The organism is Ottowia sp. (genome assembly GCF_035325765.1).
Classification (GTDB): Bacteria; Pseudomonadota; Gammaproteobacteria; order Burkholderiales; family Burkholderiaceae_C; genus Ottowia.
The window spans coordinates 25,191-47,785 of record NZ_DAOKZG010000006.1; the positions used below are offsets into that span (position 1 = coordinate 25,191).

General features: G+C 69.8%; 19 protein-coding genes. 8 read left to right on the forward strand and 11 right to left on the reverse strand.

Translation table 11 applies throughout. The features are described 5' to 3' along the window. Positions 1 to 40: 40 nt before the first annotated feature. From PKA16_RS03840 to lptF, 4 genes are all read right to left on the reverse strand, one after another. Positions 41 to 1,213, reverse strand: coding sequence for a pyridoxal phosphate-dependent aminotransferase (locus PKA16_RS03840; protein WP_324400579.1), 1,173 nt, complete (start codon positions 1,211 to 1,213; stop codon positions 41 to 43). Further along, a complete protein-coding gene (locus tag PKA16_RS03845) occupies positions 1,203 to 2,144 on the reverse strand; it encodes a CysB family HTH-type transcriptional regulator (protein WP_324400581.1) in 942 nt (313 codons plus the stop codon). The genes PKA16_RS03840 and PKA16_RS03845 overlap by 11 nt, the downstream gene beginning before the upstream one ends. Before the next feature lie 63 nt (positions 2,145 to 2,207). Next, a complete protein-coding gene (gene lptG, locus PKA16_RS03850) occupies positions 2,208 to 3,314 on the reverse strand; it encodes an LPS export ABC transporter permease LptG (protein ID WP_324400582.1) in 1,107 nt (368 codons plus the stop codon). Beyond that, positions 3,311 to 4,405, reverse strand: a complete 1,095-nt coding sequence (gene lptF / locus PKA16_RS03855; protein ID WP_324400584.1) for an LPS export ABC transporter permease LptF — start codon at positions 4,403 to 4,405, stop codon at positions 3,311 to 3,313. The genes lptG and lptF overlap by 4 nt, the downstream gene beginning before the upstream one ends. Positions 4,406 to 4,430: 25 nt before the next feature. On the opposite strand from lptF, the gene PKA16_RS03860 reads away from it, so the two are divergent. The 4 genes from PKA16_RS03860 (at position 4,431) to PKA16_RS03875 (ending at position 8,057) form a co-directional block, all read left to right on the forward strand. Next, complete coding sequence (locus tag PKA16_RS03860; protein ID WP_324400586.1) at positions 4,431 to 5,924, forward strand: leucyl aminopeptidase; 1,494 nt, start codon at positions 4,431 to 4,433, stop codon at positions 5,922 to 5,924. A gap of 44 nt (positions 5,925 to 5,968) precedes the next feature. Then, on the forward strand, positions 5,969 to 6,412 hold the full coding sequence (locus tag PKA16_RS03865; protein ID WP_324400693.1) for a DNA polymerase III subunit chi: 444 nt from the start codon (positions 5,969 to 5,971) through the stop codon (positions 6,410 to 6,412). Then, complete coding sequence (locus tag PKA16_RS03870) at positions 6,402 to 6,806, forward strand: hypothetical protein (protein ID WP_324400587.1); 405 nt, start codon at positions 6,402 to 6,404, stop codon at positions 6,804 to 6,806. Before PKA16_RS03865 ends, PKA16_RS03870 begins: the two co-directional genes overlap by 11 nt. Before the next feature lie 117 nt (positions 6,807 to 6,923). After that, on the forward strand, positions 6,924 to 8,057 hold the full coding sequence (locus PKA16_RS03875) for a branched-chain amino acid ABC transporter substrate-binding protein (protein WP_324400590.1): 1,134 nt from the start codon (positions 6,924 to 6,926) through the stop codon (positions 8,055 to 8,057). A 79-nt stretch (positions 8,058 to 8,136) separates the two neighbouring features. Here PKA16_RS03875 and PKA16_RS03880 read toward each other — a convergent pair whose 3' ends face one another. Further along, positions 8,137 to 9,039: an EamA family transporter gene (locus PKA16_RS03880; protein ID WP_324400592.1), complete on the reverse strand. Its 903-nt coding sequence runs from the start codon at positions 9,037 to 9,039 to the stop codon at positions 8,137 to 8,139. Then, a complete protein-coding gene (mnmC, locus tag PKA16_RS03885; RefSeq protein ID WP_324400594.1) occupies positions 9,036 to 11,015 on the reverse strand; it encodes an FAD-dependent 5-carboxymethylaminomethyl-2-thiouridine(34) oxidoreductase MnmC in 1,980 nt (659 codons plus the stop codon). The genes PKA16_RS03880 and mnmC overlap by 4 nt, the downstream gene beginning before the upstream one ends. A 195-nt stretch (positions 11,016 to 11,210) precedes the next feature. Here mnmC and PKA16_RS03890 point away from each other — a divergent pair, with 195 nt between their 5' ends. From PKA16_RS03890 to PKA16_RS03900, 3 genes are all read left to right on the forward strand, one after another. Next, the gene (locus PKA16_RS03890; protein ID WP_324400595.1) at positions 11,211 to 12,299 is read left to right on the forward strand and encodes a DUF6817 domain-containing protein; all 1,089 of its coding nucleotides are present in this window, start codon (positions 11,211 to 11,213) and stop codon (positions 12,297 to 12,299) included. 163 nt (positions 12,300 to 12,462) lie between these two features. After that, on the forward strand, positions 12,463 to 15,072 hold the full coding sequence (mdeB, locus tag PKA16_RS03895; protein ID WP_324400597.1) for an alpha-ketoglutarate dehydrogenase: 2,610 nt from the start codon (positions 12,463 to 12,465) through the stop codon (positions 15,070 to 15,072). A gap of 233 nt (positions 15,073 to 15,305) precedes the next feature. Continuing rightward, positions 15,306 to 16,598 carry an O-acetylhomoserine aminocarboxypropyltransferase/cysteine synthase family protein gene (locus PKA16_RS03900; RefSeq protein ID WP_324400599.1) on the forward strand — a complete coding sequence of 431 codons (1,293 nt, stop codon included), beginning with the start codon at positions 15,306 to 15,308 and terminating at the stop codon, positions 16,596 to 16,598. Between the two features lie 59 nt (positions 16,599 to 16,657). Here the strand turns inward: PKA16_RS03900 and PKA16_RS03905 are convergent, their stop codons facing one another. The 5 genes from PKA16_RS03905 to PKA16_RS03925 all read right to left on the reverse strand — a co-directional run bounded on the left by PKA16_RS03905 (position 16,658) and on the right by PKA16_RS03925 (position 21,879). Further along, positions 16,658 to 17,596 carry a methyltransferase domain-containing protein gene (locus PKA16_RS03905; RefSeq protein WP_324400601.1) on the reverse strand — a complete coding sequence of 313 codons (939 nt, stop codon included), beginning with the start codon at positions 17,594 to 17,596 and terminating at the stop codon, positions 16,658 to 16,660. Between the two features lie 69 nt (positions 17,597 to 17,665). Then, positions 17,666 to 19,321: an FAD-dependent monooxygenase gene (locus PKA16_RS03910; RefSeq protein ID WP_324400603.1), complete on the reverse strand. Its 1,656-nt coding sequence runs from the start codon at positions 19,319 to 19,321 to the stop codon at positions 17,666 to 17,668. A 58-nt stretch (positions 19,322 to 19,379) separates the two neighbouring features. Beyond that, the gene (locus PKA16_RS03915; RefSeq protein ID WP_324400604.1) at positions 19,380 to 19,934 is read right to left on the reverse strand and encodes a VOC family protein; all 555 of its coding nucleotides are present in this window, start codon (positions 19,932 to 19,934) and stop codon (positions 19,380 to 19,382) included. A 42-nt stretch (positions 19,935 to 19,976) separates the two neighbouring features. After that, positions 19,977 to 20,939: an MBL fold metallo-hydrolase gene (locus PKA16_RS03920; protein ID WP_324400606.1), complete on the reverse strand. Its 963-nt coding sequence runs from the start codon at positions 20,937 to 20,939 to the stop codon at positions 19,977 to 19,979. Positions 20,940 to 21,018: 79 nt separating this feature from the next. Continuing rightward, positions 21,019 to 21,879, reverse strand: a complete 861-nt coding sequence (locus tag PKA16_RS03925; RefSeq protein ID WP_324400608.1) for an IclR family transcriptional regulator — start codon at positions 21,877 to 21,879, stop codon at positions 21,019 to 21,021. Between the two features lie 100 nt (positions 21,880 to 21,979). On the opposite strand from PKA16_RS03925, the gene PKA16_RS03930 reads away from it, so the two are divergent. Continuing rightward, positions 21,980 to 22,531 carry an NAD(P)H-dependent oxidoreductase gene (locus PKA16_RS03930; RefSeq protein ID WP_324400610.1) on the forward strand — a complete coding sequence of 184 codons (552 nt, stop codon included), beginning with the start codon at positions 21,980 to 21,982 and terminating at the stop codon, positions 22,529 to 22,531. The last annotated feature ends 64 nt before the right edge of the window (positions 22,532 to 22,595 follow it).

The window sequence follows — 22,595 nt, forward strand, 5'->3', positions numbered from 1 at the left end:
ATGCCCCGCCAGGGGCAACAAATGATGACGCCGGCGGGCGCTACAGCCGCGCCAGCCGCGCCAGCGCCGCGCGCAGGGTGTCGTCCTGCTTGGCGAAGCAGAAGCGGATGGTCTGCTGCTCGAAGCCGTCGCCATAGAAGGCCGACAGCGGAATGGCGGTGACGCCGACTTCGCGCGTGAGCCACTGGCAGAAGTCGGCTTCGCCGAGGTCGCGCTCGGGGCCGGCCAGGTCGGCATAGGACGCGGTCTGGAAGTAGGTGCCTTCGCAGGGCAGCAGTCGGAAGCGCGTGCCCGCGAGGCCGGCGCGAAACAGGTCGCGCTTGGCGCCGTAGAACGCCGGCAGCTCCAGGTAGGGTGCGGAGTCCTGCATGTGGGCCGCCAGGCCATGCTGCATCGGCGTGTTGACGGTGAACACGTTGAACTGGTGCACCTTGCGGAATTCTGCCGTCAGCGCCGCCGGCGCCGCGACGTAGCCGACCTTCCAGCCCGTCACGTGATAGGTCTTGCCGAAGCTGGAGATGATGAAGCTGCGCGCCGCCAGGCCCGGCCAGCGCGCCACGCTCTCGTGGCGCAGCGGGGCGTAGACCATGTGCTCGTAGACCTCGTCGCTGATCACCAGCACGTCGGTGGGCGCGAGCAGATCCTGAAGGCGCTGCATGTCGGCCGCGGACCAGACCATGCCGCTGGGGTTGTGCGGGCTGTTGACGAGGATGGCGCGCGTGCGCGGCGTGAGCGCGGCGGCGATCCTGTCGAAGTCGGGGCGGAAGCTGCCGGGCGTGAGCGGCACGCGCACCACGGCCGCGCCGGTGAGCTCGATGTTGGGCACGTAGCTGTCGTAGCAGGGCTCGAGCACGATGACCTCGTCGCCCGGACCGGCGCAGCACAGGATGGCCGTCAGGATGGCCTGGGTGGCACCGGCGGTGACGGTGATCTCGCTGGCCACGTCGTAGCGACGGCCGTAGAGGTGCTCGACCTTGGCCGCGATGGCGGTGCGCAGCGGCAGCGCGCCCGGCATGGGCGGGTACTGGTTGTGGCCCTGGCGCATGGCTTCGGTGACGGCGTCGACCAGCTTTGGATCGCAGCCGAAGTCGGGGAAGCCCTGGCCCAGGTTGACGGCCTGGTGCTCCAGCGCCAGCGCCGACATGACGGTGAAGATGGTGGTGCCGACGTTGGGCAGGCGCGAGGGAAAGGTCGGGGTGCGTTCAGAGCTCATAGTCCTGGGACTGGCCGTTCATGGCCTTGAGGATCAGGTCCTTGTCCAGCCGGTCGGACAGCAGGCTGGCGAAGTGATAGACGAAGTCACGCAGCCAGGCGCCGCGCTTGAGTGCCAGGCGCGCCACGTTCTGGCCCAGCAGCTGGCCCAGCGGGCGTGTCGCGAGATCGGATTCGGGCTCGCCCTGGACCGCCATCTCGGCGACGATGCCGATGCCAAGGCCCAGGCGCACATAGGTCTTGATGACGTCCGAATCGATCGCCTCGAGCGCGATGCGCGGGGCCAGCTGGCGCTGGGCAAACGCGTGGTCGATGCGCGCGCGCCCCGTGAACGAGGGGTGGTAGGTGACCAGCGGATGGGCGGCGATGTCTTCCAGCGTCAATCGCTCCTTGCTCGCGAGCGGATGTCCCACGGGCAGCACCAGCATGTGCTGCCATTCGTAGCAGGGCAGGGTGATCAGGTTCGGATAGTCGGCGAGCGACTCGGTGGCGATGCCCAGGTCGGCAGTCTCGTCGATCACCATGCGCGCCACCTGGTCCGGCGCGCCCTGGTGCAGGCTGATGTTGACCTTGGGGTAGCGCTCGCGCAGGCGCGCGATCGGCGTCGGCAGCACGTAGCGGGCCTGCGCGTGGGTGGTGGCGATCGATAGCGTCCCGCTGTCCTGGGCACTGTACTGCTCGCCGATGCGCTTGAGGTTGCCGACTTCGCGCAGGATGATGGCGATGCTGTCGAGCACGTGCTGGCCCGGCTCGGTGACGCGCTTGAGGCGCTTGCCGTGACGCGTGAAGATCTCGACGCCGAGTTCCTCTTCCAGTTCGATGATGGCCTTGGAGACGCCGGGCTGCGAGGTGTGCAGTGCCTTGGCCGCCTCGGTCAGGTTCAGGTTGCGGCGCACCGCCTCCTGGACGAAACGGAACTGGTGAAGATTCATCGCGCTGGCATGGGAAGGCCCGCCATTATGGCGTCCCGGGTGCGCGGCCGGGGCGGGCGCGGCTCATTGCCGCAGCACCAGCCAGCTGAAGGCTCCGAGCGACAGCGCCGAATACAGCAGTCCGGGCGCGGCCGCGGCGAGCCAGGGTTCCCAGTCGCGCAGGTTGCCGATGAAGCCGAACACGTTGTTCAGCAGGAAGAAGCTGATGCCTACCAGCACGCCCAGGAACACGTAGCCGGCGATGTTGCCGCTGCGGAAATGCAGGTAGGCGAAGGGCAGGGCGAGCACCATCATCACCAGGCAGCTGATGGGGTAGAACACCTTGCGCCAGAACTCGATCTGGTAGCGCTGTGCGCTCTGGCCGTTGCTTTGCAGGTGGTTGATGTAGTGGAACAGGTCCAGCGTCTGCATGCGGTCGGGGCTGAGCAGGGCGGCGGTCACCATGTCCATGGTGATTCCGGTGTGCCAGGTCCATTCGGGCAGGTGCTGGATGCCGATCTCGGGCAGCGGCGCATCCACGGTTGCCAGTTCGCGCCGCTCGACGTCCTGCAGCTCCCAGGCACCGGCGGCAAAGCGGCCCGAGGCGGCGCGCGTGGTGGACAGCAGGCGCTGGTCCTGGTTGCTGAACTCGAAGATGCGCACCGTCCCCAGGCTGCCGTCCGGGCGCAGGGCGCCGACGTTGACCGAATAGTTGCGGGTGTCCGTGCGGTCCTTCATCCAGGCGCCGGTGCGCCCGACCGTGATGTCGCCGAGGAACCGGGCCTGCAGGTTCTTGGCCGCCTGGTTGGCGGCCGGTGCCAGGTAGTCGCCCACGGCGAAGGTCAGCACGACGAACGCCAGCCCGAGGGCGAGCAGGGTGCGCAGCGCCTGCAGCGGCCCCAGGCCGCTGGTGCGCAGGATGGTGTATTCGGAGCTCTCGGCCAGGCGCGCCATCACGTAGATGGTGCCGATCAGCACGGCGATCGGCAGCAGTTCATACAGGTGGTTGGGCACCTGCAGGGTGACGTAGAGCAGGGCGTGGGCCAGCGAGTAGCCGCGCAGCGCGTGCTGGTCGATGGCACCCAACTCGTCGACCAGGTCGAAGAAGAAGAACAGCGCCAGGAAGGCGAGTGCGATGAAACCCACCGCGCGCAGCACCTCGGCGTGAATCAGGTGGCGGATCGTCCTCATGGCGTGACTGCCGGCCGGTTGCCGCGACGCACGCGCCAGTTGCGCTGACGCCAGTACAGCCAGACCAGCGCCGCCAGGCAGATGCCGCCGTGCAGCAGCAGCAGGTAGGCGCCCAGGCCCAGGCGCTGGCGCGCGATCCAGTTCTGCCCGGCGCCGATCAGGTTGTAGTAGGTGGTGAAGGCGAAAAGGGCGAACACCAGGCCGGCGCTGCGGCCCACGCGTGGGTTCACACGCGTGGCAGCCAGCGCGATCAGCACGCAGTTGAAGCCGGCCAGGGCCAGCCCGAGGCGCCAGGACAGCTCGGCCTGGTTGCGCGGCGTGGGCTCCAGCAGCAATTCGAAGGTGGATGCCAGGCTCGGCGAGTCAGAGCGCACTCGGGTCGGGATGCTGGCGTCGATGCGATTGCTGTACTGCGCGAACTCGGTCATGCGCAGCGTGCCTTGGGTGCGGTTGACTTCCAGTCGCGATCCATGCTCGAGCTCGAGGAAGCGCTCCGCGTCGCGGGTCACGACGCGCCCGCTCTGGGCCGAGACGACCGACTCGACGCCGCCGTCGCTGGTGGCGATGAAGATGTTGCTGCCGCTGTAGGCGTCGGCAGTGTCCTTGTCGATGAAGAACACGCGCTGACCGCTGGCCGATTCGATGAAGCGGCCCGGCGCCACGCGCTCGATGTCGCCACGCGCCTGGTAGCGATCGCGCAGTTCGCGGATCTGCTGGTGCGACCAGGGCCAGACGAGCAGCGCCAGGACCACCACCGCCAGCAGCACCGGCCAGGCGAAGCGCAACAGTGGACGCACGAAGGCGGACAGCCCCTGGCCGCAGGAAAACCACACCACCATCTCGCTGCTCGCGTACATGCGCGTGAGCGTCGCCGTGATGGCGACGAACAGGCTGAGCGTCAGGATGGTCGGCAGGTGGCCGAGCACGGTGAAGCCCATCACCAGCATCACCTCGGACGGATTGACACGACCGGCCGAAGCCTGCCCCAGCGTGCGGATCAGCAGCACCGTCATGACGATGGTGATCAGCACCACCAGGGTTGCGCCAAAGCTGCGGCCGAGCTCTTTGCGAAGGGCGGAATCGAATAACATCAATCAGAAGGAGAATGCATCGATTATGGACGTTGAATTGAGTTCGCTGCGCTTGGAAGCGGTGCATCGACGCGCTGCGGCGGCGCTGGTGGTGCTGGTCGCGGAGGGTTTCGAGGCCGGTAAGGACGCCTTGTCCGCGCTGATCGAGCGGGCGCTCGCGAGCGGCGATCTCCGGCACAAGCCGGGCAGCCTGCTCGCCAGCTACGGCGTGGCGGGGGTCAAGGCCGAGCGCGTGCTGCTGGCCAGCGTGCAGGGTGGCCAGCCGGCGGCGGTGCGCAAGGCGGTGGCGGCGGCGACCAGCAGCCTGCGCGCCGGGCCGGCGGAGGCGGTGGTGTTCTGCTTCGCGCAGGAGCCGCAGCCGGGCGCGGTGCAGGCGGCGACGCTGGCGGCGGCCGAGGCTGCCTATGTCTATCTGACGACGCGCGGCAAGAGCCGGGCCGAAGCGCAGCCCCGACTCGCGCGCGCCGTGATCGCGGTGCCCCGCGCCGCCGCGGTGCAGGCCGAATTCGAGCAGGCGCGCGCCACCGCCCTGGGGGTGGAATACGCGCGCGAATGGGCGAACCGGCCCGCCAACCACGCGACGCCGACGCTGCTGGCCGGCGCCGCGCAGGACCTGGCGCGCCTGCGACGAGTGCAGTGCACGGTGCGCGGGCCCCGGGAGATGGCGCGCCTGGGCATGGGCGCCTTCCTGGCGGTGGCCCAGGGTTCGGCCGAGGAACCGCGCTTCATCGAACTGCGCTACAACGGCGCAGCCAAGGGGACGGCGCCGATCGTGCTGGTCGGCAAGGGCGTGACCTTCGACACCGGGGGCATCTCGCTCAAGCCACCGGCCGAGATGGACGAAATGAAGTTCGACATGAGCGGCGCGGCCAGCGTGCTCGGCGTGTTCCGCGCGCTGGCCGAACTGCAGCCGGCGCTCAACGTGGTCGGCCTGATCGCGGCCAGCGAGAACATGCCCGGCGGGCGCGCCGTCAAGCCGGGCGACGTCGTGACCAGCATGAGCGGCCAGACCATCGAGATCCTGAACACCGACGCCGAGGGCCGCCTGGTGCTGTGCGATGCCCTGGCCTATGCCGAGCGCCTGAAACCGCGCGCCGTGGTGGACATCGCCACGCTCACCGGTGCCTGCGTGATCGCCCTGGGCAGCGTGCGCAGCGGCATGTTCGCGAGCAGTGACGCGCTCGCCGAGGCGCTGCTGGCGGCTGGCGAGCAGGCACTCGATCCGTGCTGGCGCATGCCGCTCGATGACGAATACGCCGAGGGCCTGAAGTCCAACTTCGCCGACGTCGCCAATGTCGCCGGGCGCCCCGCCGGCGCGGTCACGGCGGCGAAGTTCCTGCAGCGATTTGCCGGGGCCTTCGACTGGGCGCACCTGGATATTGCAGGCACGGCCTGGAAGGGTGGCAAGGAGAAAGGCGCCACCGGTCGACCGGTGGGCCTGCTGCTGCGCTACCTGCTCGGCCAGGTGCCGACGCCCGCGCCGGCCCGGCGCGCCAAGCCTGCGCCCGCGCGCGGCTGAGGCCGGCAGCCGGTGCGCGCGCTGGTGCGGAACGGGACTTGCCGATGACCGAGGTGATGTTCCACTTCAATGTGGCCGACAAGGTCGACTATGCCTGCCGGCTGCTGCGCAAGGCGCATGCGCACGGCGCGCGTGTCGGCGTGCTGGCCGAACTCGAGGCGCTGCATGCGCTGGACACCGCGCTGTGGAGCTTTGCGCCCCTGGCATTCATCCCCCATTGCCTGGCGGACGCACCGGCGCCACTGCGCGACGCCACGCCGATCGTGCTGGCGAGCCGCTGCAGCGAGCTCGCGGACAGCAGCCTGCTGGTGCACCTGGGCCAGGCGCTGCCCCAGGGCTTCGAGCGCTTCGAGCGGCTGATCGAGCTGGTGGGCTCCGACACCGCCGATCGCACGCACGCGCGACTGCGCTGGCGCCACTACGCCGAGCGCGGCTACGCCATTGCATCCCACGACGCCGCCAGGCCGCAGGAGCCGCATGCCGATTGAAGCCGATGATGTCCCCTTCCGCCCGGACCCGCGGCTGGTACCGACCCTGACCGAGGTGGTGCGGCAGGTCGAACCTGAGGTCCACGATTCGTTGCAGGAGCCGCCCGGGGCGGCGGCGCAAGCCGATTCGCCATCCGTTCAGGCGGCGGGAGGGCCGGCAGGTGAGGCGGTTGTGCCGCCGCCGGCGTTGCCGACCGCGCAGATCCTGGCGCGTCTCGGGGACGAGTTGGACCGGCGCCTGGACGAGGCGGTCGCACGCGTCCTGCACGAGCAGATGGGGAGCCTGACCGCGCGCGTGCGCGCCGCGGTGGTCGAGGCGGCCCAGGCGGCCGTGGCCGAGGCCGAGGCCTCGCAGCGCGGTCTGTCGGACTCGGACGCCAGTAGAAACCCCTAAGTCGAAGCGTCGCAAACCTAGCGTGATCCCTATATGCCAGGGCCGGCATTTGCGCTATCGTTCGCGCCCGTCGAGCAGGCAAGCTCGCCACAACAGTTCCACTTCCCGGAGATTCGTATGCAATTGAAACTGACCCTGGTTGCCGTGGCAGCGGCGTTCGTGGCCGCTGGCACGGCATCCGCGCAGGACGTGCAGGTGGTGAAGATCGCCAGCGTGGCGCCGATGTCGGGTGGCCAGGCGCACTATGGCAAGGACAACGCCAACGGCGTGGTGCTGGCCATCGAGGACCTGAACAAGCAGAACATCGTCATTGGCGGCAAGAAGATCAAGTGGGAGGCCGTGCTGGAGGACGATGCGGCCGATCCCAAGCAGGGCACGGCCGTGGCGCAGAAGCTCTGCGACATGAAGGTGAACGGCGTGGTGGCCCCGCTGAACTCGGGGGTGGCCATTCCGTCGTCGAAGGTCTACCACGAGTGCGGCATCCCGATGGTGACGGGCGCCGCGACCAACCCGGACATCACCAAGCCCGGGTACGCCGAGATCTTCCGCATCATCGCCAACGACAGCTCGCTCGGCTCGGGCCTGGCCAAGTATGCGCACGACACGCTCAAGCTCAAGACGGTGGCCGTGATCGACGACCGCACGGCCTACGGGCAGGGTCTGGCCGACATCTTCGCCAAGACCGCCGAGTCGCTCGGCATGAAGGTGGTGGACCGCCAGTTCACCAACGACAAGGCCACCGATTTCATGGCCATCCTGACGGCTATCAAGGGCAAGAAGCCGGACGGTATCTTCTACGGTGGCATGGATCCGCAGGCGGGCCCGATGCTGCGCCAGATGGACCAGCTTGGCATGAGCAATGTCAAGTTCTTCGGCGGCGACGGCATCTGCACGCTCAAGCTGGCCGAGCTGTCGGCCAACGCCAAGTCGCTCGCCAACGTGGCCTGCGCCGAGGGCGGCGCGTCGCTGCAGAAGATGCCGGGTGGCCTGGAGTGGAAGAAGCGCTACGACGAGCGCTTCCCGGGCGAGTTCCAGGTCTACAGCCCGTACAAGTACGACGCCACCATGCTGCTGGCCGATGCCATGAAGCGCGCCGATTCGGTCGACCCCAAGGTCTTCGTGCCCAAACTGATCGAGTCCAACTACAAGGGCGTGACCTCGACCATCCAGTTCGAGCCGAACCACGAGATCAAGAATCCGTCCATCACCATCTCGGTCTACAAGGACGGCAAGAAGACGCCGCTCGACTGAAGCGCGCACGCGCGGTACCAGGGCCACCTCCGGGTGGCCTTTTTCACGTGCACCGCCCGGAGAGGCCTCGCGCCGGCCTTCAGCGCGCGGCCAGCCCGCGCCGCAGGCGTGGCCAGAGCAGGTTGAGCGCCAGGCCGCCCATGACCAGTGCCGTTGCGCCGAGCTTCCACGCCGGAAGCGGCTCGGCGAGCAGCAGGGCCGACGTGCCGATGCCAAATACCGGCACCAGTAGGGCAAACGGCGTCACGGTGGCGGCCGGATAGCGCGCCAGCAACCAGGCCCAGGCACCGTAGCCGAGCAGCGTGTTGCCGACGGTCTGCCAGGCCACCGCGGCCCAGGTGAGGGCGTCGGCGTGCGCCAGGCCGGTCGCCATGCGCGACCAGCCTTCCAGCCACAGGCTCAGCAGCAGCAGGGGCGGCACGGCAAACAGGCTGGACCAGGCGATGTAGGCCAGCACGTTGACCGGCCCGGCGGCGCGGCTCGCCATGTTGCCGAGCGCCCAGCAGGCCGCCCCGCCCAGCGTCAGCAGCAGGCCGAGCAGGTTGGTCTGGCCGTCCGTGTGGCGCGCGATCACCCACATGCCGGCCACGGCAATGAGCGCCGCCACGCCCTGGAACGGACGCAGGCGCTCGTTATCCACCGCCATCGCCAGCGCGACGGTGAAGAACACCTGGGCCTGGATCACCAGCGACGCCAGGCCGGGCGAGATGTCGTGATCCATGGCGTAGAACAGCAGGCCGAACTGGCCCACGCCGATGGTCAGGCCGTACAGCGCCAGATTGCCCCAGGAGGCGCGGGGGCGCGGCAACAGCAGGGCCAGCGGGAACGCCGCCAGCGCGAAGCGCAGCGCCGCCATCAGCAGCGGCGGCAGGTGGATCAGCGCCACCTTGATGACGACGAAGTTGCTGCCCCAGATGGCAACCACCAGCAGCGCCAGCAGCAGGTGGCGCGGGTTGAGCAGCGTGGGGCCCGGCGGGTTCATGCGGCAAAGCGACGAGCGCGCAGCAGGCGTGCCAGCGAGCGTGCCACCGGCAGGGGTTCACCGTGCAGTTCGGCCGCGAGCAGTTCGCCGCACAGCACGGCCAGGGTCAGGCCGCGTGCGCCCAGACCGGTGCACAGGTGCAGCGGCAGGCGGGGTGTCTCGAGCGCGGCCTCCGTGTCCCCCGGGCCGGGCGATTCCGTCGAGGATTCATGGCCGGCGTCGTGATGGGGGTGCCAGGCGCCAATCGCCGGCAGGCGGTCAGGCAGGGTGGCGCGCACGCCGGCCCAGCCCTGCGCGCGGCCGTCGGCCCACTGGGCATCCAGCGCGGCGGCGGCGGGCGGCAGCAGGGCGTGCAGCCGTGCGCGGTTCGCGGCGTGGTCGGCGTCCGTGATCCGCGAACTGGTGCTGGCCCGTTCGAAAGTCGAGCCACAGACCCAGCGCGGCCCGCCGGCGTCGGGCAGATGGGCGATCAGGCTGCCGCGGCCGTTCACCGGAAACGGCGGCAGGGCGGCATCCAGCACGCCGCCGGGCATGGGTCCCGACGCCAGTTGGCCACGCAGCGCGTGCAGGGGCAGCGCGCCGCCCGCCAGCATGACCGAGTCGTAGCCGGCGGCGATGATCACCAGCTCGGCTTCCGCCAGCACGCTGCCATCGGCCTGTGCCAGGCACCAGCCGGCAGGCGTCGGCGTGATCCGTGCCACCGCCATGCGGCAGCGCCAGGAGACGCCGGGCGTGGCCAGCATCGCGCGCACCAGGGCCGCGGGTCGCACCCAGCCCGCCCGTGCATGCCACAGGACAGGCTGCGCCGCGTCCGCCAACAGGCCGACCCGCGCGGCCTGGGCCCGGGTGAACGCGACGTCCAGGTCCAGCGTCTCGGCGCGCGTCGCGGGCGAAGCGGCGTATTCGCGCCAGCCGGCCGGCACGCGGCGCTTGTCCGGCTCGTGGCGCTCGAGCACGCCGCTGGCGGCGAAGTCGACCCCTTCGAGCAGCAGCAACCCGGCCCGCGCCAGCGTGGCCCGGGCGCCGGCCCGCGTCAGGCGCGACAGCGGCCGGTCGTCGGGCGAGACATGGGGCGCGACCACGCCCGCCGGCAGACCGCTGGCGCCGGCCGCCGGCTCGTTCGCGCGGTCGAGCACCGTCACCTGCCAGCCGCGCAGCGCCAGGCTGCGCGCGGCCGCGCCACCCGCCAGGCCGGCACCGACGATGACGCAGCGGCCCGTCGGCGCCTCGTCCTGCGCGCGCGTGGCGCGCGGCGGCGGCCGCCAGTGGGGTGCCAGGCGGGCGCGTAGGGCGTGCTTCTTCGGCGGCAGGCCGGCGACGCGCTCCACCTCGAAGCCGCAGCTCACGAGGTGCTCGCGCACGCTGCGTGCAACGCACCAGCTGGCGGCGCGGGCACCGTGCCGCGCCAGCCGGGTCACGCCGCGCAAGACGTCCAGGCTCCACATCTCGGGGTTGCGCTCGGGGCTGAAGCCGTCGAGGTAGATGCTGTCGTGCGCGCCGGACAGCTCGGCCAGCGCCGGCTGCACGTCGCCGATGGCGAGCGTCAGGTGCACGCACTCGCCGTCAAGGCTGAGGCGATGCACGCCGGGCAGCAGCCCGTGCCACTGGCGCGCCAGCTCTCGCGCCAGCGCGTCCAGTTCCGGAAACGGCGCGGCGCTGCGCAGCAGGTCGTCCGCTTCGACGATGTGCGCCTCGACCGCACTGTAGAAGAGCTGGCGTGGGCGTCGCGCATCCTCGCGCCAGGCCAGCCAGGTGGCGAGGAAATTCAGGCCGAGGCCGAAGCCCGTCTCGAGCACGGCCCAGCGCGGTGCCTGCGCCCAGGCCGGCGCCCCGGCTTCCGGCAGCAGGCCGCAGCCGCGCAGGAACACTTCGCGCGCCTGCGCCAGGCCTCCTTCGCCCGCGCTGCGGTAGATGTCGCCAAAGCGCGGGCTGACCGGGGTGCCGTCGGCACGCCAGTGGACGATTTCTTCGGACATCGGGTGGATCGTGGGGCAGGGCGGGCCGCGCCCGCCGATGGCTTGGCAACCGGCAGGCAACCCCGCAGCATACTGTGTTGCGCCGCTGCACGTCGGGCCGAGGGTTGGCGTCGACGCGCCCTGTGCCGCCGGCACCACGCTCCGCCGAATCTGGCGGATACTGCGACGCATCCGAGTTGACTGCCCAGACCCCACATGACCAACCGCCCGACCTTCCCGACTCTGGATGCGGACCTCCTCGCCCGCGCCTTGCCCCTGCTGGACGCCGAGTGGCTGGCACGCGACGCCGACCTCGCCCCGGTGCTGCCGCTGGTGCTGGCGCGCGGCGTCGGCCAGGACTGGCACAAGGCCGGCACTTTCCGCCACCACCTGGTGGGCGTGGCGCGCACCCTGGCGCTGTGGCGCCAGCCGCGCGACGTGCGCCTGCTCGGCCTGCTGCACAGTGTCTATGGCAACGCCTTCGTCGACCTGGTCAAGTTCGATCCGGCGCGCGAACGCGCACGCCTGCGCGAGGCCGTGGGAGCCCCGGCCGAGGAGCTGGTGCACGTGTTCTGCACCGCCTCGCGCGCCCAGTTCATCCAGCGCGTGCTGGACGGTCGCATCGAGCCGGACGGCAGCGTGGAGCTCCAGGATCGCACGTTGGCGCCCGACGTGGTGGCGGCCTTCATCGTGGTCAGCATGGCGGATGCCGCCGAGCAATGGTTTGCCTGGCAGGAAGACATCTACAGCGGCTTCCCGCAGGTGCCCCGGGTGGCGCAGGCGACGCACTGGATGGCGGCGCTGTGGCCCGGTCCGATGCGCCCGCCCAGCCGCATGCTGGCGCAGATCAGCCGCCTGGGGGCGGCGCTGCAGCATCCGGCGCTGCAGGGCCGGCTGCCCGTGCCGCCGGTGTTCGATCACTGCCAGCAGACGCTGCCGGCGGATGCCGAGGCCGCGGCCTGCTCGCTTTACTGGTCGGTCATCATGCAGGAGCAGCCGCTGGTGCAGATGGACGCCGCCGTGGCCGCGCTCGAACATGCCGTGCGCCTGAACCCCTGGGTCGGCGAGCCGCAGATGGCGCTGGCCCAGCTCTACCTGATCGACGGCCGGCGGGACGACGCGCTGGCGGCCGCGGAGGGCGCGCTGCAATGCTACAGCGCCTGGGGCAATGCCTGGGACAAGCGCGTGCAGTGGGATGCCTGGTTCGCCTGGGCGCGCCTGTTGCGCCAGGGCGCACGTAGCGGCGACTGGCCCGAGCGGCTGGACCGGCTCAACAACGTGGCGCTGCGGCTGGACGAGGCCTGAACCGGATTTGCCGGTACCCATCGCGGGCCCCGAAGTGCGCGCGTGCGCGCGTCGACTGCCCGGTTGGGCCGGATTCCGGCGGTCTCGATGCCGCGCGGTAACGCGCGGGCGCCGGAATGCGCATGATGCGAAGATGGACAGTCACGCCGGAGGGCCCGATTCCATGCACGACTCAGCAGCGATGCACGCGCGCGCCAGCGCCGCGCCCGATCCCGACCCGGTCGAGACCGCCGAATGGCGCGACGCCTTCCGGGCCCTGGTCGCCAGCCAGGGTGCCGGGCGCGCGCGCTTCGTGCTCGACGAACTGGCACGGCTGGCGCGCGAGCAGCGGCTGGGCTGGCAGCCCGAGCTCAACACCCCGGCGGTGAACACCATCGCGGCCGCAGACCAGCCCGTGTTCCCCGGCGATCTGGCGATCGAGGAACGCCTCGGTTCGCTGATGCGCTGGAATGCGCTGGCCATGGTGGTGCGCGCCAACAAGGCCTATGGCGAGCTGGGCGGCCACATCGCCAGCTACGCCAGCGCCGCCGACTTGTTCGAGGTCGGTTTCAACCACTTCTTCCACGCACGCGAAGGCCTGGCGCCGGGCCAGCACCGCGGCGACCTGGTGTTCTTCCAGCCGCACAGCGCGCCGGGCGTGTACGCGCGCGCCTTCCTCGAAGGCTTCCTGACCGAGCAGGACCTGCTGCACTTCCGCCAGGAGATCACGGCGCCCCGGGAGGGCGCACGCGGCCTGTGCAGCTACCCGCACCCCTGGTCCATGCCGGACTTCTGGCAGTTCCCCACCGGCTCGATGGGCATCGGCCCGATCAGCAGCATCTACCACGCGCGCTTCATGCACTACCTCACGGACCGCGGCCTGCTCGACTGCCGGGGTCGCAAGGTCTGGGGCGTGTTCGGCGACGGCGAGATGGACGAGCCCGAAAGCACCAGCGCGCTCACGCTGGCCGCGCGCGAGCGGCTGGACAACCTGGTCTGGGTGGTCAACTGCAACCTGCAGCGCCTCGATGGCCCGGTGCGCGGCAACGGCCGCATCGTCGACGAACTCGAGCGCCTCTTCACCGGCAGCGGCTGGAACGTCATCAAGCTGCTGTGGGGCAGCGACTGGGACGGCCTGTTCGCGCGCGACCGCAGCGGTACCCTGGTGCGCACCCTGGGCGAGACGGTGGACGGTCAGATGCAGACCTTTGCCGCCAAGGACGGGCGCTTCAACCGCGACAACTTCTTCGGCCAGCACCCCGAACTGCGGCAGCTCGCCCAGGGCATGACCGACGAGCAGATCGATCGCCTCAAGCGCGGCGGCCACGACCTGGTCAAGATCCACGCCGCCTACGCCGCCGCCGCCGCGCACCGCGGCCAGCCCACCGTGATCCTGGCGCACACCAAGAAGGGCTACGGCATGGGCACGGCCGGCCAGGGCAAGATGACCACGCACAGCCAGAAGAAGCTGGACGAAGCGGCGCTGATCGAGTTTCGCAACCGCTTCAACCTGCCGCTCTCCGACGACGAGGCGCGCGAGCTGCGCTTTCTCAAGCCCGAGGAGGACAGCGCCGAGATGCGCTACCTGCGCGCGCAACGCGAACGGCTCGGCGGCCACCTGCCGCGGCGCCAGACGCAATGCGAGCCGCTGGCCGTGCCGCCGCTCGCCAACTACGCGCAGTTCGCGCTGGCTCCCCAGGGCAAGGAGATGAGCACCACCATGGCCTTCGTGCGCATGCTCGGCGGTCTGCTCAAGGACGAGGGACTCGGCCCACGCGTCGTGCCCATCGTGGCCGACGAGGCGCGCACCTTCGGCATGGCCAACCTGTTCAAGCAGGTGGGCATCTACAGCGACGTGGGTCAGCGCTATTCGCCCGAGGACATCGGTTCCATCCTCTCGTACCGCGAGGCGCGCGATGGCCAGATCCTGGAGGAGGGCATCAGCGAGGCCGGTGCGCTCGCGAGCTGGACCGCCGCGGCCACCAGCTACAGCGTGCACGGCCTGGCGGTGCTGGCCTTCTACATCTACTACTCGATGTTCGGCTTCCAGCGCGTGGGCGACCTGATCTGGGCCGCGGCCGACCAGCGCGCGCGCGGCTTCCTGCTGGGCGCCACCTCGGGGCGTACCACGCTCGCGGGCGAAGGCCTGCAGCACCAGGACGGCACCAGTCAGCTCGTGGCCAGCACCGTGCCCAACTGTCGCGCCTACGACCCGGCCTTCGCCGGGGAGCTGGCGGTGATCCTGGACGCGGGCATGCACGAGATGCTCATCGAGCAGCGTGACGTCTTCTACTACGTCACGCTCATGAACGAGAACTACGCCCAGGCCGACCTGCCGCAAGGTGCGCGCGAAGGCGTGCTGCGCGGCGCCTACCTGCTGGCCCGCCACGGGCCGCAGGCCGGCGCGCCGGCGGTGACGCTGCTGGGTTCGGGCGCCATCCTGCCCGAGATCGTGCGCGCCGCCGAGCAACTGGCCTGGCAGGGCATCGGCGCCAGCGTGGTCAGCGTCACGAGTTGGAGCGAGTTGGCACGCGACGGGCGCGCCAGCCAGGCGAGCGGCGCCGCGCCCTGGGCGGCGCAGTTGCTCTCGGGCACGCAGGGCCCGATCGTCGCCGCATCCGACTACGTGAGCGCCGTGCCCGAGCTGATCCGTGCCCACCTGCCGCCGGGCCGGAGCTACCGCACCCTGGGTACCGACGGCTTCGGCCGCAGCGACACGCGCGCGGCGCTGCGCGATTTCTTCGGCGTCGACGCGGCGCACGTCGCGCAGGCCGTGCGCGAGGCGCTGGCCTGACCCGCGCCGGCCCCGGTGCCGGGCCGGCCTGCCGGCGTGGCGCATAAGCTCATGCGCAAACGGTCTGAGGCGACGCGCGGCAGGGCGGGCGTTCGGGCTAGACTGCCATGTTTCCCGTACGCGCGGCCGTTGCCATGGCCTGTAGCGCGTCGGGCCCGAGCTTTCTCCGCTGAAGCGCCTGCCTGGCGGGCGCTTCCGGCCCTCGATTCAACAGTCCAAGAAAGGAATCCGCAATGTCCGATGCATGGAAATTCGAAACCCGTTCGGTGCACGCCGGCTACACGGTCGAGCCCACCACCAAGTCGGTGGCGGTGCCGATCTACCAGACCGTGTCGTACGCCTTCGACAGCGCCCAGCACGGCGCCGACCTGTTCGACCTCAAGGTGCCGGGCAACATCTACACCCGCATCATGAACCCGACCACCGATGTGCTGGAAAAGCGCGTCGCGGCTCTGGAGGGCGGCATCGGCGGCCTGGCGCTGGCCTCGGGCATGGCGGCGATTGCCTGCGCGATCCAGACCATCACCGTCTCGGGCGAGAACATCGTCGCCTCGAGCAAGCTCTACGGCGGCACCTACAACCTGTTCGCCCACACCTTCCCGCAGCAGGGCATCGAGGTGCGCTTTGCCGACCCCGACGATCCCGAAAGCTTCGGCAAGCTGATCGACGACAGGACCAAGGCGGTGTTCATCGAGTCGGTCGGCAACCCGGCCGGCAACGTCACCGACATCGCGGCGATCGCCGCCGTCGCGCACCGCCACGGCGTGCCGCTGATCGTCGACAACACCGTCCCCAGCCCCTATCTGCTGCGCCCGTTCGAGCACGGCGCCGACATCGTCGTGCACGCCCTCACCAAGTTCCTCGGCGGCCACGGCAACAGCATCGGCGGCATCGTGGTGGACAGCGGCAAGTTCCCCTGGGCCGAGCACAAGGCGCGCTTCCCACGCCTGAACCAGCCCGACGAAAGCTACCACGGCGTGGTCTATACCGAGGCCCTGGGCCCGGCGGCCTACATCGGCCGTGCGCGCGTGGTGCCGCTGCGCAACCTGGGCGCGGCGCTGTCGCCCTTCAACGCCTTCCTGATCCTGCAGGGCATCGAGACCCTGGCGTTGCGCATGGAGCGCATCTGCGCCAATACCCTGGCCTGCGCGCAATTCCTGCAGAAGCACCCCAAGGTGGCCTGGGTCAGCTACGCCGGCCTGCCGGACCACCCGCACCATGCACTGGCCCAGCGCTACATGGGCGGCCAGGCGTCCGGGCTGTTCACCTTTGGCGTCAGGTCGGCGGACGGCGGCCGCGAGGCCGGCGCGCGCTTCCTGGACGCGCTCCAGCTCTTCACGCGCCTGGTCAACATCGGCGACACGCGTTCGCTTGCCACGCACCCGGCCAGCACCACGCACCGCCAGCTGTCGCCCGAGGAGCTCGAGAAGGCCGGCGTGAAGGAGGAAACCGTGCGCCTGTGCATCGGCATCGAGCACATCGACGACCTGATCGCCGACCTGGAGCAGGCGCTGGCGAAGGTCTGAGCGGGCACTCGCATCCGCACGCCGCGGGGCTGCGTCGCCGGTGCGGCGCGGCACGGCGCTCAGGCCGAGCCGGGTGATTGCGCCGTGATCGTCCTCAGCTGCCAGCGCATGCCGGCGCGGCCATCGGGCAGCGTGTCGATGCCGAGCCCGTCCTCGATCGCAGCCAGGGTCTTGGCCGGGCTGGCGCGGCGCAGGTCGAACAGTCCATGACAGAAGTCGGCGAGCGCCTGGCGATCGTCGAACACCCAGTGGAAGTCCACGAGTTCATCGGATTGCACGATCCAGCCGGCCTCGCGCAGTTCATGCAGGCTGTGGCGATCGAGGAACACGCCCTCGTGCCCGGTGCTGTTGTGCGCACCCACGTAGCCATCGAGAAATCGCGCCACGTCCGAACCTGCCGCCACGTCCGACAGCACGAGCCGTCCACCTGGCCGGATGACGCGCCGGAACTCCCCGAACAGCCGCACCTTGACGTCGAGGTGATGAACTCCGGCGATGCTGAGGATGGCGTCGACGCTGGCATCGCTCCAGGGCAGGGGCAGCAGTGATCGCGTCGGGTCGGCGCGATGATGGCCGCCCGGCGCGGAAAAGCTGGTGCATGGCTCGTGTCCGCGCCAGTGGCAGCCAGAGGGCAGGTACTCGCGCAGATAGCCGCCGCCCGCAGGCACGTCGGCAACCACCTGGCCCGGACTGAGCTGCGCACGTTGCACTGCCTGCCGGAACTCCGCGCTGCGGGCGTGGGGCTGGGCACGCATCGCGCGGTCGTAGGCCGAGCCGCGTTCCTGGAATATGTCGTCGTAGCTTTTCATGTGGGATCCGCGCGCACGGCGAGCCACCTCGCGGGCCGGCTGGTCGAACGGGCCGCGTTCCCGGATCGACCGCAGCCCTGACCGCGCCGCAGGAACGATGGCCGCGCCGCTGCTGGACAGATCGCGGTTTTTATCATGGCGGACCGCCCGGGGCGCCCAGGCAGGCAGGATGCGCGTGACTCCGTCCACCCGGGGCGGCGCGGCGTCCGCTCAGGCCGGCACGGGCCTGAGCGGACCCAGCTTGCGCCGCGGGGCGGGTCAGGCGGCCAGGGCAGCCGGACTGCCCACGGCACGCCGCAGCGCGTCGCGCAAGGCCGGGCCGGCGTCTGGCACGCTGACGGCGGCGATGTGGGCGTCGGGTCGCACCACCCAGACCTCGTTCGGGCGAGCCTGCAGGGCTTGCTGCAGCGCACCTTCGCAGTCGATGTCGGCGATGCGCAGGATGCGCAGTGGCGCCGAGGTGGCACCTTGCACCTGCTCGCCCAGACTTGCGACGTCGACCGCACTGCCGGCCAGCAGCAGCAGGCCGTCGCGCGCCACCTGGCGCAGGCGCGTGCAGTCCGTGCCCTCGATGCGCACCGGCACGTCGGGCAGGACGACGCCAGGCGCCGGCGGCGGCACGTGGCCGCGCGGCGGGCGGCCGGCGAACGGGCGTGTCGCATCGGGCGTGGTGAGCGGCGAATCGACGTACCAGAAGGGTTCGGACAGGCGGCCCGAATCGATCTGGGGGTGTACAGAGGGGTCGGTCAGCGCGGCCGTCAGGCGTTCGACGCGGATTCGGTGCTGCTCCTCGGTGTGCGGCACCAGGAAGTCCATGGTGTGGCCAGTGACCTCGATGTTCTCGCGCGACGCCGCGCGGCGCTCGCTGTCGTAGCTGTCCAGCAGGTCGTCTGTGGCCCAGCCGCGCAGCACGAAGGCCAGTTTCCAGGCGGCGTTCTCGGCGTCCATCACGCCGGTGTTGAGCCCGCGCGCGCCGAACGGCGAGACGATGTGGGCGAAGTCGCCCGCCAGCAGCACGCGCCCGACGCGCATGCGGTCGACCATGCGCGAGTGGAAGCGGTAGACCGACTTCCAGACGATCTCGTAGGGCTGGTCGCCGATGATCTTGCGGATGCGCGTGTCGAGCGCGCCGCTCGCCTCTTCCTGCTCCAGGTCGTAGTCGCCCGGCACCTGCCAGTCGATGCGGAAGGTCGAATCGGGGCAGGGGTGGATCAGCACCTGGCGGCCGGGGTTCCACTCGGGATCGAAATAGAAGCGTCGCTCGCGCTCCCAGCCCGGCAGCTCGGCGCGGATGTCGCAGATCAGGAACTTGTCGTCGAAGCTGCGGCCGTTGAACGTGACGCCGAGCTGGTGGCGCAGCTCGCGCGGGGCCGAGCCGGCGGCGACGATGGCGTACTGCGCGCGAACCTGGACCGGCGTGCCGTCGGCGCGCCGGCAGTGCAGGGTGACGCCAGTCGCGTCCTGCTCGATCTGCTCGACGCCGTGGTCCCACAGCGGCGTGATGTGCGATGCGCGCGCGATCTGCTCGTCCAGCAGTTCCTCGGTGCGGGTCTGCGAGATGTTGACGAAGGGCGGGAACACCGAGCGCCCGGTGTCGACGAAGGGCTGGGTAAACAGCGTTGCGTCCTTGTAGAGCGTGGTGGCCCGGTCCCAGGTGACGCCTTCGGCGGCGATCTTGTGCCCCACGCCGACCGACTCCCACACGTCCAGCACGTCGCGCTGCTGGCAGATCGCCTTGGAGCCGATCACGTCGCGCTGCGCCCGGCGATCGACCACGATGCAGTCGACGCCCCAGCGGGCCAGCAGCAGGGCGGCGGTCTGGCCGACCGGACCGTTGCCCACCACCACCACCTGGGTGTCGTGCGTGGTCGGCGCCGAGTCTGGCCTGGTCGTGCGGGGATCATGGGTGTTCATGGGTTTGTCTCCTGTCAGTCTCACTTGGTGGCGGCTTGATCGGGGCCGCGCCACGACCTCAGTGGGGGCCGACGTGGCCGCTGCCGTCGTGCATCCAGCGCGCGTGCTCGGGGGCCTTTCGGGTGCGGTCCCATTCCTCGAGCATGTCCCACTTGACGTCGTCGAGCGCCTTGTCCATGGCCGGTGTCGACGTGTTGGCGCACAGCTCCAGCCGGTGGCCGCTGGGGTCGCGGAAGTAGATCGACTGGAAGATGGTGTGATCGGTGGGGCCGACGACCTCGATGCCGTCCGCTTCCAGCCGGGCCTTGGCCTTCATCATGGTTTCGACCGAATCGACCTTCAGCGCCAGGTGCTGGGTCCAGGACGGGGTGTTGGCATCCGACGGCGCGATCATCGGCGGCTTGGTGGGCAGCTCGAAGAAGGCCAGCACGTTGCCGTTGCCGGCATCGAGAAAGACGTGCATGTAGGGATCGGGTTCCTTGGTCGACGGCACTTGGTTCTCGGCGATCGCCAGGATGAATTTCATGTCAAGGTACTTCTGGTACCACTCGACGGTTTCCTTGGCGTTCTTGCAGCGGTAGGCGACGTGGTGGATTTTCTCGATTAATGCCATGGGCTTGTCTTCTCTTGACGGGTCGGGAATCGATGGGATGCGTCAGTCCTGCAGCGCGTGCCACATCTGCTGGTCGCGCTCGGCGGTCCAGATGCGCGGGTCGCGGATGCCGCTGACCTCGTCGTGCGCGCGCGTGACGTTGAACGGCAGGCAGTGCTCGTAGATGAAGACGTGGCCGAACTTCGGGTCCATCTGCGTACGTGCATGCGCCATGGTGGCCTTCAGGTCCTTGCCCTGGGCGACCGCCTCCTGCGCACTCCTGTAGAGCGTGCTGACATAATCGCGCGTGTAGGCCAGGCCCTGGCGGACCTTGTCGGCGCCGATCAGGGTCGGGCCACGACCTGGCACCAGCTTCTCGAAGTTCATGGCGGCCAGCTTGTCCAGCGTCTGTGGCCATTCGGCCAGGTAGGCATCACCCGAGTAGCAGGCGGCCTCGTACTCGACCAGGTCGCCCGAGAAGCAGATGCCCTGGCTCGGCAGGTAGACGATGGTGTCGCCCTTGGTGTGGCCGCGGCCGATCTGCTTGATCTTCACCTCGAGCTTGCCGAGCCACAGCGTCATCTCTCCCTGGAAGGTCAGGGTCGGCCACGTCAGGCCGGGCACGCTCTCGACAGCCTGGAACAGGCGCGGGAAGCGACCGATCTCGGAGTCCATGTCCTGCTGGCCGCGCTCGACGATCAGGTCCCAGGTGTCCTGGCTGGCGATGATCTGTTCCAGTCCTTCGTCCTTGTAGCCCGAGGCGCCCAGCACGCGCACGGCGTGGTAGTGCGTCAGCACCACGTACTTGATCGGCTTGTCGGTGATCTCGCGGATCTTCTTGATCACGCCTTGCGCGGCCACCGGCGTCGCGGTCGCGTCGATGATCATGCAGCCGTCGTCGCCAATGATGACGCCGGTGTTGGGATCGCCCTCGGCGGTGTAGGCGTAGGCGTTGTCGGACAGCTTGTCCCAGCTCACCTGCTTTTCTTCGAGGTCGGCCTGGGAGGCAAATTTCTTTTCGGTCATGCGGTAGGTCTCCTGATCAAGGCATCAATACCGCGATTCTCCGGTAAAATTAGTTAGTTGTCAATTGATTAGCAAATGTTTAACGCAATGAACGCGTGACCGTCGGTGACGCATGGCCGAGTCGACGCGAGGCCTGCTCGGCATGGTGACGCAGCAGGCGGCCGGCAGGGCTGTCGATCTCGGCGTCGAACACGCCCTGCGGGCCGAACAGGGTGATCACCAGCGCGATGTTCCCGTCGGCCCGGAACACCGGGGCGCACAGGGTGTTGACGCCCGGCAGCGGCACCGACAGGCCGCGTCCCATGCCGTGGGCACGGATCTCGGCCAGCAGCCCTTGCACTTCGGGCGAATCGAAGCTGCCGATCTCGGCCGAGGCGCCGCCGACGACACGGCGGTGTTCGTCCTCGAGCATGCTGCGCACCATGCGCTCAGGCAGATAGGCGGCAAAGACGCGGCCGGTGATGGTGTTGAACACCGACATCACCGTGCCCACGCGCAGGTTGACGTGCAGCGGATAGCGGGGTTCATCCAGGCGCACCACGGTCGGGCCAAGCTGGCCCCAGACCGCCAGGGCCACGCTCAGGTCGGTCTGGTTCGCCAGCAGCGCGGCCTCCTGGCTGGCTTCGGTCAGCGGGTCGAGCTGCTCCAGCGCCGCCAGCCCCAGCCGCAGGGCGCCCGGGCCCAGCTCGTACAGGCCGGTCAGCGGATTCTGCTTGACCAGCCCGACATTCATGAAGCTGACGAGGTAGGGGTGCGCCCTGCCGGGCGGCATGTCCGCGTGCCGGGCGATCTCCTTCAGCGGCAGCGGCTGGCTGGCCTCGGCCAGGGCATCCAGCACGCGCATGCCGACCTCGATGGACTGGATGCTGCGCTGGCGCCGGGGTGCGCTGTCGGGGGCGTGGTCGTCCATCTCGACCGGTGGGGTCCTGGTTCTGGGCATGGCCGCATTATCGGAACTCGCCGGTTGGCGCTACAGTTGCACCACGCGCGGCGGCGCGCCCATGGGGGGCCGGTGCGGCGCGTGCAACGGAGAACATCTGATGAAGCCACTGAACATCGCCGTCGTCGTCGGCAGCATCCGCAAGGATTCGTACAACCGCCAGTTCGCGCAGGCGCTGGTCAAGCTGCTGCCGGCAGATGTGCAGGCGCATTTCATCCGCATCGACGACCTGCCGCTGTACAACCAGGACAGCGATGGCGCGCCACCGGTACCGGCGGTGGCGCGGCTGCGCGACGAGGTGGCGGCCGCCGACGGCGTGCTGTTCGTCACCGCCGAATACAACCGCTCGATCCCGGGCGTGCTGAAGAACGCGATCGACCAGGCCTCGCGTCCCTGGGGCCAGAGCAAGTGGGCCGGCAAGCCGGCGGCGGTGGCGGGGGTGTCGATCGGTGCCATCGGCACGGCGGTGGCGCAGGCGCACCTGCGCAGCGTGCTCGGCTTTCTCGCGATGCCGGAGCTGGGCCAGCCCGAGATGTACCTGACCTGGAAGGAGGGCCTGGTGGTGGACGGCGAGATCGGTCCGGCGAGCCGCGAGCACGTGCAGAAGTTCGTCGACGCCTTTGTTGGCTGGGTACGCCAGCACGTGGGCTGAACCGGGCCAGGCGCGAGCCGCGGCCGAGCCGCTAAGATTTCAAGTTCCGCCGGATCCTGGAGCT

Bases quoted from the DNA above. Each gene is read 5' to 3' on its own strand.
- PKA16_RS03840 (WP_324400579.1), bottom strand. From the start codon at position 1,213: ATGAGCTCTGAACGCACCCCGACCTTTCCCTCGCGCCTGCCCAACGTC.
- PKA16_RS03845 (WP_324400581.1), bottom strand. From the start codon at position 2,144: ATGAATCTTCACCAGTTCCGTTTCGTCCAGGAGGCGGTGCGCCGCAAC.
- lptG (WP_324400582.1), bottom strand. From the start codon at position 3,314: ATGAGGACGATCCGCCACCTGATTCACGCCGAGGTGCTGCGCGCGGTG.
- lptF (WP_324400584.1), bottom strand. From the start codon at position 4,405: ATGTTATTCGATTCCGCCCTTCGCAAAGAGCTCGGCCGCAGCTTTGGC.
- PKA16_RS03860 (WP_324400586.1), top strand. From the start codon at position 4,431: ATGGACGTTGAATTGAGTTCGCTGCGCTTGGAAGCGGTGCATCGACGC.
- PKA16_RS03865 (WP_324400693.1), top strand. From the start codon at position 5,969: ATGACCGAGGTGATGTTCCACTTCAATGTGGCCGACAAGGTCGACTAT.
- PKA16_RS03870 (WP_324400587.1), top strand. From the start codon at position 6,402: ATGCCGATTGAAGCCGATGATGTCCCCTTCCGCCCGGACCCGCGGCTG.
- PKA16_RS03875 (WP_324400590.1), top strand. From the start codon at position 6,924: ATGCAATTGAAACTGACCCTGGTTGCCGTGGCAGCGGCGTTCGTGGCC.
- PKA16_RS03880 (WP_324400592.1), bottom strand. From the start codon at position 9,039: ATGAACCCGCCGGGCCCCACGCTGCTCAACCCGCGCCACCTGCTGCTG.
- mnmC (WP_324400594.1), bottom strand. From the start codon at position 11,015: ATGTCCGAAGAAATCGTCCACTGGCGTGCCGACGGCACCCCGGTCAGC.
- PKA16_RS03890 (WP_324400595.1), top strand. From the start codon at position 11,211: ATGACCAACCGCCCGACCTTCCCGACTCTGGATGCGGACCTCCTCGCC.
- mdeB (WP_324400597.1), top strand. From the start codon at position 12,463: ATGCACGACTCAGCAGCGATGCACGCGCGCGCCAGCGCCGCGCCCGAT.
- PKA16_RS03900 (WP_324400599.1), top strand. From the start codon at position 15,306: ATGTCCGATGCATGGAAATTCGAAACCCGTTCGGTGCACGCCGGCTAC.
- PKA16_RS03910 (WP_324400603.1), bottom strand. From the start codon at position 19,321: ATGAACACCCATGATCCCCGCACGACCAGGCCAGACTCGGCGCCGACC.
- PKA16_RS03915 (WP_324400604.1), bottom strand. From the start codon at position 19,934: ATGGCATTAATCGAGAAAATCCACCACGTCGCCTACCGCTGCAAGAAC.
- PKA16_RS03920 (WP_324400606.1), bottom strand. From the start codon at position 20,939: ATGACCGAAAAGAAATTTGCCTCCCAGGCCGACCTCGAAGAAAAGCAG.
- PKA16_RS03925 (WP_324400608.1), bottom strand. From the start codon at position 21,879: ATGCCCAGAACCAGGACCCCACCGGTCGAGATGGACGACCACGCCCCC.
- PKA16_RS03930 (WP_324400610.1), top strand. From the start codon at position 21,980: ATGAAGCCACTGAACATCGCCGTCGTCGTCGGCAGCATCCGCAAGGAT.